Origin of the sequence: Nonomuraea sp. NPDC050404 (assembly GCF_040655495.1) — a bacterium.
In the GTDB taxonomy this organism is placed as follows: domain Bacteria; phylum Actinomycetota; class Actinomycetes; order Streptosporangiales; family Streptosporangiaceae; genus Nonomuraea.
This window is the reverse complement of the sequence record NZ_JBFAKB010000005.1, coordinates 448,700-459,906: the sequence shown is the minus strand read 5'-3', so window position 1 is coordinate 459,906 and position 11,207 is coordinate 448,700. Positions and strand designations below refer to the sequence as shown.

9 protein-coding genes are annotated in these 11,207 nt (G+C 70.1%); 2 read left to right on the top strand and 7 right to left on the bottom strand.

Features of this window, described 5'->3' with window-relative positions; all coding sequences use genetic code 11:
• Positions 1–14 precede the first annotated feature (14 nt).
• From AB0I81_RS16415 to AB0I81_RS16400, 4 genes are all read right to left on the bottom strand, one after another.
• Positions 15–1,190, bottom strand: coding sequence for a cytochrome P450 (locus AB0I81_RS16415; protein WP_360656750.1), 1,176 nt, complete (start codon positions 1,188–1,190; stop codon positions 15–17).
• Positions 1,187–2,665: a CYTH and CHAD domain-containing protein gene (locus AB0I81_RS16410; RefSeq protein ID WP_360656747.1), complete on the bottom strand. Its 1,479-nt coding sequence runs from the start codon at positions 2,663–2,665 to the stop codon at positions 1,187–1,189. The genes AB0I81_RS16415 and AB0I81_RS16410 overlap by 4 nt, the downstream gene beginning before the upstream one ends.
• Before the next feature lie 52 nt (positions 2,666–2,717).
• Complete coding sequence (locus tag AB0I81_RS16405) at positions 2,718–3,068, bottom strand: glyoxalase (RefSeq protein WP_360656744.1); 351 nt, start codon at positions 3,066–3,068, stop codon at positions 2,718–2,720.
• An 84-nt stretch (positions 3,069–3,152) separates the two neighbouring features.
• A complete protein-coding gene (locus AB0I81_RS16400) occupies positions 3,153–3,923 on the bottom strand; it encodes a trans-aconitate 2-methyltransferase (RefSeq protein WP_360656742.1) in 771 nt (256 codons plus the stop codon).
• A gap of 57 nt (positions 3,924–3,980) precedes the next feature.
• Between AB0I81_RS16400 and AB0I81_RS16395 the strand changes: the two genes are divergently transcribed.
• Complete coding sequence (locus AB0I81_RS16395) at positions 3,981–4,487, top strand: MarR family transcriptional regulator (protein WP_360656739.1); 507 nt, start codon at positions 3,981–3,983, stop codon at positions 4,485–4,487.
• Positions 4,488–4,501: 14 nt separating this feature from the next.
• On the opposite strand, the gene AB0I81_RS16390 is transcribed toward AB0I81_RS16395, so the two are convergent.
• The 3 genes from AB0I81_RS16390 to AB0I81_RS16380 all read right to left on the bottom strand — a co-directional run bounded on the left by AB0I81_RS16390 (position 4,502) and on the right by AB0I81_RS16380 (position 8,833).
• Positions 4,502–6,325 (bottom strand): ABC-F family ATP-binding cassette domain-containing protein, encoded by a 1,824-nt coding sequence (locus AB0I81_RS16390; RefSeq protein ID WP_360656736.1) that lies wholly within the window; start codon positions 6,323–6,325, stop codon positions 4,502–4,504.
• A 177-nt stretch (positions 6,326–6,502) separates the two neighbouring features.
• The gene (locus tag AB0I81_RS16385) at positions 6,503–7,405 is read right to left on the bottom strand and encodes a 4-(cytidine 5'-diphospho)-2-C-methyl-D-erythritol kinase (protein ID WP_360656733.1); all 903 of its coding nucleotides are present in this window, start codon (positions 7,403–7,405) and stop codon (positions 6,503–6,505) included.
• Between the two features lie 462 nt (positions 7,406–7,867).
• Complete coding sequence (locus AB0I81_RS16380) at positions 7,868–8,833, bottom strand: rRNA adenine dimethyltransferase family protein (RefSeq protein WP_360656730.1); 966 nt, start codon at positions 8,831–8,833, stop codon at positions 7,868–7,870.
• Positions 8,834–8,903: 70 nt separating this feature from the next.
• Here AB0I81_RS16380 and AB0I81_RS16375 point away from each other — a divergent pair, with 70 nt between their 5' ends.
• Positions 8,904–11,051 carry a protein kinase gene (locus AB0I81_RS16375; RefSeq protein ID WP_360656727.1) on the top strand — a complete coding sequence of 716 codons (2,148 nt, stop codon included), beginning with the start codon at positions 8,904–8,906 and terminating at the stop codon, positions 11,049–11,051.
• Positions 11,052–11,207: the final 156 nt, after the last annotated feature.

Here is an 11,207-nt window from a genome sequence, read left to right as displayed (position 1 = left end):
ACCGGCCGTGACGGTCACCAGGTGATGGGCAGGCGGGCGTAGCCGCCGGTGATCCTCCCCTCCGTACGCGGCAGCTCCTGCTCCGGCACGGTCAGGCGCAGGCCGGGGAAGCGCTGGAACAACCGGCTGAACACCGCCTCCAGCTCGACCCTGGCCAGGCTGGCGCCGATGCAGAAGCGCGGGCCGTAGCCGAAGGCCAGATGCGGGTCGGTCTGCGGACGGTTCAGGTCGAACTCATCCGGATCCGGATAGATCCGCTCGTCCCGGTTGGCCACACCCGGGGTGATCACGATGGCCTCGCCCCTGCGGATGACGAGGCCGCCGATCTCGATGTCCTCGTGCGCGTACCGGAGCAGGCCGTGCAGGCTGGGCGAGGCCAGGCGCAGGATCTCCTCCACCGCCCCCTTCGCCAGGCCCGGGTCGGCCTTGAGCAGGTCGAGCTGGCCCGGGTTGGCGAGCAGGAGCAGCACACCGAAGTCGATGCGGTTGACGGTGGTCTCGTGGCCCGCGAACAGCAGCGCCGCGGCGAGCTGGGCGATCGTCCCGTCGTCGTCCAGCTCGCCGGCCAGGTCGGACAGCACGTCCTCGGCCGGCTCGTGCCGCTTGCGCTCGATCAGGCCGGCCATGTAGGCCTTCAGCTCCTCCTGGGCGGCCTCGCTGACGCCCTGGTCCAGCATGTCCCCCATGCGGTAGGACACGCCGCTGAAGTACTCTCTGTCCTCGTACGGGACGCCCAGGAGCTGGCAGATGACCAGCACCGGGACCGGGAAGGACAGCTCGGCGTGCAGGTCGGCCGGCTGCGGGAGCTTGGCGAGGTGGCCGAGCCGCTCGTCTACCAGCGAGCCGACGTGGTCGGAGAGCTTCTTCATGCGGCGCGCGGAGAAGGAGGGCACGAACAGCTTGCGCATGCGGTCGTGTTCGGCCTTCTCCGTGGCCGCCTCGCCCTGTGGCCCGCCGAGCAGGGCGGATCCTGACAGGCGGGCGGCGTTGCCCGGGTCCGGATGGGAACGTCCGAGCCGGCTGTCGTTGAACAGGGCTCGGGCGTCCTCGTACCCGCTGACCAGCCAGACCTCGTCGCCCAGCGGGGTGCGTACCTTCGCGATGCCCTTCGCCGCCCGCAGTTCCCGGTACGCCACGGGCACCTCGAGCAGACTGCCGCGTTCGAAGGGGATGGTAGGAAGGCTCCTCATAGAACCTTACTAACCGCTTTCAGCGTCTCCTTCCAGACTCCCGGGAACTCGGCGTGTGCCTGCTCGGCGATGCCGCGCTCGATTCCGATCAGCAGCCCGTAGGTGAAGGTGTCCTCGCCCGCCTGGCGGGCGCTCTCCGCCTCCTTGGCCAGCAGTTCCTGCGTGACCACGCCGTCCTGGTAGGTCCCGAGCACCTCCTGGACGTTCTCGGCCAGCTTGGCGAGCCTGCCCATGTCGTCGCCAAGAACCGGTCTGAGCGCCTCCGCGGTGTAACGAGCGCGTTTGGCCGCCTTGCGTACGTCGTGCATGGCGATCTCGCGGCGCTCCAGGTCCTCGATGGCCTGGGCGCGGTCGTAGGCCCTGGTCACGCGCCCCCAGTTGGCCGCCGCGTCGGTGCGCAGCCGCTCCTGCGCCGGCTTGCCCGCCGCCTTGGCCAGGACCGGGGCGGAGACGAGCGTGTCGAGCGCGTTCAGCAGGAAGTAGTAGCGTTCGCCGCTGAGTGTCTCCTTGACCCGCTCGTACGCCTCCTGTTCGCGTTTGTACATGTCAGACCCGAGCCGGATCTGGATGGGGCCCGTGACCAGCTCCGGCGCCAGGCGGCTCAGCTCCTTGGCGAACCTGGCCCTGATCACCTCCAGGTCGCGCACCTCGCCGAGCACCGTGCCGAGCCACTGCAGCTCCTCCTGGACCTGCTCGGTGTCGGTGACGATGGTCTTGAACGCCTTGAGCGCGCTGCGCATCCTGCGGGCGGCCACCCGCATCTGGTGCACGGCGTCCTCCTCGGCCCTGCGGACCCGCGGATCCTGCGACAGCAGGGCCTTGACCTGGCCCGCCAGGTAGGAGACGACGACCTCGCCGGCCGAGCCCGGCTTGGTGGGCGCGGTGGGGAGCGGGGCGGGTTCGAGCAGTTTCGCCAGCTTGCTGGCGGCCGCGGAAGGGCTGGCCCCGGCCTTCCTGAGCCGCTTGCCGACCTTGGCCAGCAGTTGCTCGGTGCCGCCTTCGAGCAGCTCCGCCTCGACCTCGCGCCACCGTACGATCACCGGCTCCGGGCCGTAGGCGGTGCCCTTGACGCGGTCGTCGGCGATCTCGACCAGCCCGGTCTCGCCGTCGCTGAGGGTCGTGACGCTCCTGCGGGTGTCGAGTTCGGCGACCGGCTGGAGCTCGGCGCCCCGGGTGTAGGCGCGGACGAGTTCGGCCAGTTCCGTGGGGACGACCTTGGTGCTGCGGGTGAGCGGGTGGGTGATCTCCTGGCGGACACCCTTGGCCTTGGGCAGCTTCAGGTGCCAGCCGGGATCGGAGCCGCCCCGTCTTCGCCGGAGCGTCACGCCGCGCGCGGCCAGGCGCAGGTCCGGCGTGTCGAAGTAGAGCGCGACGAGCTGGTAGTTCTTCGGGCCGGCGACGTCGGCCACACCACTGAGGTCCGGAACTTCGTACTCAGAGGGAACGTCGAATTTGTCCTCGATCTCGATGCCCACTACACCTCGCAAGAGTCCGATTTCGGACCATGATGCCACCGGAAGGTGAACATCACACGGGTTGCAGGAGTTCGATTCTGTTACCCACCGGGTCAGAGACGTAGATCCGGCGGTAGCCGGGGAACAGGTGATCTATGGACGCGTCCGGCATTTTGCCCGCGTACGCGTCGAGGTCGTCCACCAGGAACGCGGGGTGGGCCTTGCGTGCGGGCCTGAAGTCGTCCTCGATGCCGAGGTGCACCTCCACGCCCTCGCCCCTGAACCAGACGCCGCCGCGCCTGGCCAGATCGGGCGGCTTGGGCACCTCGCGCAGGCCGAGCAGACCCTCGTAGAACTCCCGTAACAGCGGCTCGCTGCCGCGCGGGGCGGCGAGCTGCACGTGGTGCAGCGCCCTGATCGTCATCCCTGCGCTCCCGTCATCCCCGCGCTCCCGTCATCTCTGCGGCCACCGTCATCGTTGCGGCCGCCGTCATCATTGCGGCCGCCGTCACCGTTGCGCCACCACGAAGATCCGTCTGAACGGGAAGGGCGTGCCGTAGCTCCTGGCCGGGTATGCCTCGGCGAGCGGCCCCGCCAGGTCCTGCTTGAAGCGCCGCTGATCGTCCGGGTCGAGGCGGTCGAGGATGGGGCGCAGGGCGGTGCCGGAGACCCAGTCGAGCACCGGGTTCTCGCCGTGGAGGATGTGCACGTACGTCGTCTCCCACGCGTCCACCTGGGAGCCGCCGTCGTTGAGCAGGTCCACGTAGTCCAGCGGGTCGCCGACGGGGTTGCCCCTGCCGTAGTCGCTGAGCTTGTCGGACCAGGCGCGGGAGGCGCACAGCTCGCGGATCGCGACGTGGCTGGGGGCCTCGAAGTTGCCCGGCACCTGGAAGGCCAGCCAGCCGCCCGGGGCCAGGGACTCCACCCAGTGCTCCAGCACGGCTTCGTTGTCCGGCACCCACTGCAGGACGGCGTTGGAGATCAGCACGTCGATGGGCCGGTCGGGCCGCCAGGTGGCGACGTCGGCGACCGCGAACCTGGCCTGCGTCTCCAGCTTGCGGGCCTTGGTGATCATCGCCGGCGAGGAGTCGAAGCCCTCCACGGTCGCTCTGGGCCAGCGATTTCCCAGCTCCACGGTGAGTTCGCCGCTGCCGCAGCCGGCGTCCACGACATAATCGGGCTCGACGGCCCCCACCCTGGAGAGCAACTCGATGAACGGCCTGGACCGCTCGTCGGCGTAGACGGCGTAGGTCACAGGGTCCCAGATATCTCTCGACATAAAGATAATTGATATCGAGATATATATCTCGATGTCAAGACAGTACACTCTTGTGTCATGACGGAGGATGCGAGAGACGAGGTTGACCGCCTCGTCGCGGCCTGGCGAGCGGAGCGCCCCGATCTCGACGTCGAACCGCTCCAGGTGCTCTCCAGGGTGTCACGGTTGGCCAAACATCTCGACCGGGCGCGGCGGGCCGCGTTCGCCGAGCATGATTTGGAGCCGTGGGAGTTCGACGTGCTGACCGCGCTGCGGCGGGCCGGCAAACCGTACGAACTCAGCCCCGGGGCCCTGCTGCGGGCCACCCTGGTGACCTCCGGGACCATGACCAACCGCATCGACCGGCTCGCCCAGGCGGGGCTGGTACGGCGGCGGCCCGATCCTGAGGATCGGCGCGGGGTGCTGGTGTCCTTGACGGATCCCGGGCTGGACCGGGTCGATGCCGCCTTCGATGATCTGTTGCGGCGGGAGCGGGAGTTGTTGTCGGGGCTGGGGGGTGCGGATCAGCAGGCGCTGGCCTCACTGCTCCGCACGCTGCTGACCCCGTTCGACTCACCCCTCTGACCTCAGCGTGGGCGTCACTCGCCCAGGCGGTCGGCGGTTTCCAGCCACTCGGCTTCGATCGTGTCCTTCTGGGAGGCGATCTCGCGTAGCTCGGCGTCCAGCGAGCCCAGCCGGGCGTAGTCGCTGGCCGCTTCCGCCATGGCGGCGTGCAGCCGGGTCTCCTGGTCGCTGAGCTTGTCGAGCTGGCGTTCCAGGCGGTTGAGCTCCTTGCGGAGTTCGCGTTCCTCCTTGGCCGAGAGCCCACCCTGCGTGGGCGCGCCCGTGGGCCCGGACACCGCCGCGTCCACGTCCGCGCCACCGGACGTCGTGGCGGTGTCGCCGAGGCGGGCGGTCACCGCCGTGCCGGCCGCGCGCCGTTCGAGGTATTCGTCCACCCCGCCGGGCAACATCGACAACTTGCCGTCGCCGAGCAGCGCCACGCACCGGTCGGTGACCCGTTCCAGGAAGTAGCGGTCGTGGCTGACCAGGACCAGCGTGCCGGGCCAGGCGTCCAGCAGGTCTTCGAGCTCGTTGAGGGTCTCGATGTCGAGGTCGTTGGTGGGCTCGTCGAGCAGCAGCACGTTGGGGTCGTCCATCAGGAGCCTGAGCAGTTGCAGCCGCCGCCGCTCACCGCCCGACAGGTCGCCGACCACCTTCCACTGCGCCTCGCCCTTGAAGCCCAGGCGTTCGAGGAGCTGGGAGGCGGTCCACTCCCGCTTGCCGACCTGGAGGTACTTGCGTACCTCCTCCACCGTCTCCAGCACCCGCCGCGACGGGTCGAGCTCGGCGAGCTCCTGGGACAGGTGCGCCAGGCGTACCGTCTTGCCCCTGACCACCCGCCCCGCGTCGGGCTTGACCGTGTCGGCGAGCAGCCGCAGGACCGACGACTTGCCGGACCCGTTCACCCCGATCAGCCCGATCCGGTCCCCCGGGCCGAACTGCCACGTCAGGTGGTCGAGCACCAGCGGACCCGTGCCGGGGCCGCCGGCGTGCAGGGTGACGTTCTCCAGGTCGTAGACGGTCTTGCCGAGCCTGGCGGCGGCGAAGCGCATCAGCTCGACGCTCTCGCGGGCCGGCGGCTCGTTCGCGATCAGCGCCTGCGCGGCCTCGACGCGGAACTTCGGCTTGGACGTACGGGCCGGCGGGCCGCGCCGCAACCAGGCGATCTCCTTGCGCATCAGGTTCTGGCGGCGTTCCTCCGCGGCCTGGGCGATGCGCGCGCGTTCGGCCTTGGCCAGCACGTACGCGGCGTAACCGCCCTCGTAGCGCTCGACCCGCCCGTCCACGACCTCCCAGGTGCGGGTGGAGACGGCGTCGAGGAACCACCGGTCGTGGGTCACCACCACCAGCGCGCTCTTCTGCGCCGACAGATGCCCGGCCAGCCACGCGATCGCCTCGATGTCGAGGTGGTTCGTGGGCTCGTCCAGCATGATCAGGTCGTGGTCGTCGATGAGCAGCTTGGCCAGCCCCGTACGCCTGCGCTCCCCGCCCGACAGGTCCGCGGACCTGGAGCCGAGGTCGAGGTCGCCGATCAGGTTAGTGAGGATCTCGCGTACGCGCTGATCCCCCGCCCATTCGTGCTCGGCCAGGCCGCCCAGGACGATCTCGCGCACGGTGGCGGCGGGATCGAGCGTGTCCTGTTGCGACAGGAACCCGACGCGCAGGCCGCGGTTGTGCGTGACGCGACCGCTGTCCGGACGTACGGTGCCCGCCAGGACGGACAGCAGCGTCGTCTTACCGCCACCGTTACGGCCGACGACACCGATGCGCTCGCCGGCCTCCACTCCTAGCGAGAGGTCGCTGAGCAGCGGCTTGGGGCCGTAAGCGTGGGAAACCGACTCAAGATTCACCAGATTCATCGTCATCCCAGGGTATCGGCTCCACACGTGCCACCCTGCCGTCACCGGCCGACCATGCCCATGCTCGTGCCCGTACCGTCGCCGGCCGGACCGTGCCCGTACCGCGCAGGCCCCGAGGCCGCCCAGGGCCTGCGTGGTACCGGCACGGGCGTGCGCCCGTGATGCAGAGGGTCAGAGTCAGATCAGGGTGGCGCCGTGGACGGGGCCGTGGGCGGCCACCGCGGTGTGGGCGGCGCCCGTGGCGGTCAGGCTCTGGGCCAGGTCACGGGCATGGGTGGCGTCGATGGCCAGGAAGGCGCAGGTCGGGCCCGAGCCGGACACGATCGCACCCAGAGCCCCGTGCTGGCGGCCCGCGTCGAGCGTGGAGGCGAGTGAGGGGCGCAGGGTCAGTGCGGCGGTCTGGAGGTCGTTGCTCAGGTTGGAGCCGAGGGCGTAGGCGTCGCCGGTGCCGAGGGCCTCCATCAGCGAGTCGTTGAGCTGGGGCCAGGGCACCTGGGCTCCGGAGACCTCCCTGAGCCGGTCGCACTCGCCGTACACACTGGCCGTCGAGAGCCCGCCGTTCGCCGGTGCGAACACCCAGTGGAACGTGCCCCCGGTGGGCAGTTCGCTCAGTTGCTCACCGCGCCCCGTGCCGACGGCCGTACCGCCGAGCAGGGAGAACGGCACGTCGCTGCCGAGGTCTCCGGCGATCTCCATCAGATCCTCCGGCGGCAGGCCCAGACCCCACAACTCGTTGCAGGCCACCAGCGCGCCGGCGGCGTCGGCGCTGCCGCCCGCCATCCCGCCCGCCACGGGAATGTCCTTCTGAATGACCAGGTCGGCGCCGTAGCTGCGGCCCGCGTGCTTGGCCAGCGCGCGGGCGGCCTGGATCGCGAGGTTGTTGTCGTCGGTCGGCACCTGGTCGGCCCACTTGCCGTTGATCTGGACGGTGATCGAATCGGACTCCTTCGCCACCACCTCATCGAAGATCGATACCGCATGGAAGACGTTGACCAGGTCGTGGTAGCCATCTTCCCTGAGCGGGCCGACAGAAAGCTGCACGTTGACCTTCGCGGGCACACGTACGGTCACCGAACTCATCGATCTTCTGCCACTCTCATCACTTGCCGGGGTCAAGGACACTCGATGTTATCCGGGCAGGCTACCCTGACATGCGGTTCTGGGAAGATGACCGGGACGACTCCCGGCTCCTCGTACACAGAGAGTCAAGTTGGTGGGCTTTTGCCCGATGTCGAGAACTCTCCCGCCGCCCAGCGCCGCACGCAACGTTCGGACCAGGACGCGTGGCCGGCCCGCAGGGCCCCGGGGGTGAGGTCGGTACGGCCCAGCGGTCAGCACCCGCGCCTCGTTGGCCGCCGCGCCGTCTCCCTCGGGGAAGCGGCGCAGCACCATCCGGCCGGCCGGTGTCTTCGGCAGGAGGGTGCCGGCATGGGTGCCGCCGGTCAGCACGCGCACGACCTCGGCGGGCCGGGACTCTCCCACGGCGCGGGCGGCCCATTCGAGTGCTTCCCGCGATGCGGCGACGTTCATGCTGTGCCCTGTTCAGGGCCGGAGTTCGGCTATGCGGGCGAACGCGTGGATGTCGAGTTGCTCGCCTCTGGCGGACGGGTCGACTCCGGCGCCCCGCAGGGCGCGTTCCGCCTCGGCGGCGCTGCCCGCCCATGAGGCCAGGGCCGCCCGCAGGGTCTTGCGGCGCTGCGCGAAGGCGGCGTCCACCACCTCGAAGACCTCCTCGCGGGACGCCGTGGTGGCCGGGGGGTCGCGGCGGGTCAGGGAGACCAGGCCGGAGTCGACGTTGGGCACGGGCCAGAAGACGGTACGCCCCACCGGGCCGGCCCGGCGCACGTCGGCGTACCAGGCGGCCTTGAGCGACGGGATCCCGTACACCTTCGAGCCGGGGCCGGCGGCGAGCCTGTCCGCCACCTCCGACTGCACCATGACCAGGCCCTTGCGCAGGGAGGGCAGGGACTGCAGAAGGTGCAGCACCACCGGGACGGCCACGTTGTACGGGAGGTTGGCCACCAGGGCAGTGGGGACGTGGCCCGCGAGGTCGTCGAGGGTGATCTTCATGGCGTCGGCGTTGACCACTGTGAGTTTGCCGGCGACGCCGTGATCAGCCGCCGTCACCTCGTCGGCGGCCGTCACCTCGTCGGCGGCCGTCACCTCGTCGGCAGGCGTCGGCTCATCGGCGGGCGGCGGCTCGTCTGTGGCCTCGTGATTGGCGACGGTTATCGGGAGCTGGCCCGCCAGTACCGGATCGATCTCGACGGCGACCACGTGGGCGGCCGGTGGCAGCAACGCGAGCGTGAGTGAGCCGAGGCCGGGGCCCACCTCTATGACCACGTCATCAGGGGACAGATCCGCCACGCGGACGATGCGCCGGACGGTCCCCGCGTCGATCACGAAGTTCTGGCCAAGTTTTTTTGTTGGGCGCAGATCCAGCTTGTTAGCCAAAATACGTATTTCTGCGGGGCCCAGCAGCCTCATCATCCAATCAGTCTCTCGCATCGAACAACCTGTGATGGCGGATGGGGAGACCAAAGGAGAGGATGGCGTGGAACAGGAAGGGACTTCCCTCATGGAGCCAACGGGAGCCGCTCCGCTACGGCCGACCGACCTACGGGAGATCGGTCCGTACCGGCTGCTGGGCCGGCTCGGCGAGGGCGGCATGGGGACCGTGTTCCTCGCGCGGGCGCCGACGGGACGTTTCGTCGCGCTCAAGGTGGTGAAGGCGGAGTTCGCCAACCAGGAGGGTTTCGCCGCCAGGTTCCACGTGGAGGTCGACAGCGCCCGCCGGGTGGCGTCGTTCTGTACGGCCCAGGTGCTGGACAACGGCAATACCCGGGACGGGCGGCCGTACATGGTGACCGAGTACATCGCGGGCACCCCCCTGTCGGAACAGATCACACAGTACGGAGCCCTGGACCCCGGACCCTTACATGGCGTCGCGCTCGGGGTCGCGGCGGCGCTGGCGGCCATCCATGTGGCGGAGCTGGTGCACCGGGACCTCAAGCCCGCGAACGTGATCCTCTCGTTGTCCGGGCCGCGGGTGATCGACTTCGGCATCGCCAGGGCGCTCGACCGGGAGACGGGGTTCACGCTCTCCGGCGAACTGCTGGGCAGCCCGGGGTGGTGGGCTCCCGAGCAGGTACGCGGTGAGCAGGTCAGCCCGGCGGCCGACATCTTCGCCTGGGGCTGCCTGGTCGCCTACGCCGGCAACGGGCGGCATCCGTACGGGCGCGGCGATCCCATCACCATGGCCACGCGTGTCCTGAACACGCCGCCCGACCTGGGCGTACTGCCTGCGCCGCTCAACGATCTGGTACGGCGGGCCACCTCGATGGATCCTGCCCTGCGGCCCTCCGCGCAGGATCTGCTGATCGCCCTGGTCGGCGGCAATGTGCCCGCCAAGGCCGCGGCCGATCCGCCGACGCTGGTGGCGACCGAGATGCTCAGCGACTGGCAGCCGCCGCAGAACGTGGTGAACGAGCCGGACATCACGGCCACGTTCACTACGCCGCCACCCAGTGACGCAACGGGGAGAGGGGTCACGGGCGCGGCTTCCTCCTCTACGGGCGGGGCCGGTGTTCGGGGCGTGTCGAGTACGTCGGGTGCCTCCGGTTCTCCGGAGGCGCAGAGTTCTCCGGGGTCCCCCGGTGCGCTGCCCGGCGTGCCTGGGTCCTCCGGTGCGCCGGGGTCTCCCGGCGTCCCGCCCGGTGCGCCGGGGTCTGCCGCAGCAGCGAGTGCGTCCGTGGAGGAGCGGGCTCGGCGCGAGGAGGAGGCGGCCAGGGAGGAGTTGGCCCGATGGCAGGTTCCCGGCCAGGAGCAGCAGGAGCGCAAGCCAGGGCTGCGCGGGCTGTTCCGTGCCGGTAAGCCATCCCGCTCGGAGCGCTCGGGCGAGCGACCGCAAGGCTCGGAGCGCTCGGATTCGCCCCAGGACTCGGGGCGAACGGGCACTTCGTCGCACGACTTGGGACACACGGGCGCACCATCGCGGGGCTCGGGACGTACAGATGCGCCGTCGCGAGACTCGGGGCATACGGGCGCGCCGTCGCGGGACTCCGGACGCACGGATGCGCCGTCGCGGGACGAGAGGATGCCCGTTCAGGCAGGTCAGGCCGCTGTGTTGGGCACCGAGACTCAGCCGGGCGCGCGGACCTCGCGCACCGCAGCGGACGACGAGCCCGACACCCTCGGCGGCGCGCGTACGGCCGGCACCCGGTGGCTCATCGCCGCGGCGGCGGCCGTGCTTGCCCTCGTCGTGACGGTGGCCGTGCTGATCGTCACCTCCGAGCGCAACACGACCGTCACCGCGAACACCGGCACCCCTTCGGCGTCCACCGGCAGCGCCCGTCCCAACGACGTGGGCCGCAGGTTCCCGCTGGGCGAGAACTTCGACGACCCCATCGCGATCGTCTCGGGCACGCCGGTGTGCGGGCTGAAGGAGTACGAGGGCAAGACGGCCACCAAGGGGCAGCTCTGCGTGATCACCTGGACGATGATCAACCCGGGCGGCGAACGTAAGGAGCTGATCCAGCCCGTCGTCACCATGGTCGATGACAGGGGCGGCGAGCACGACGCGGCCGAGATCACGCTGCCGCCGGCCATCCTGCCCGGCGCGCGGGTGGACAGCGCGTTCGTGTTCGACCTGGCCATGTATCGCCGGCCCGTGAAGATGACGGCGAACCTGCTGGAGAACGGCCGGCAGATCGAGGTGGGGCTGTAATGATCAGGTCGGCTCTCATCGCGATAGTCCTGCTCACGGCAGGCACCACAACTGCCGCAAATGCCACGAGTGCCGCAGGTGCCACGGATGCCGCAGGTGCCACGAACGCCACGGGTGCCACGGGTGCCACGGGTGCCACGGGTGCCACGGGTGCCA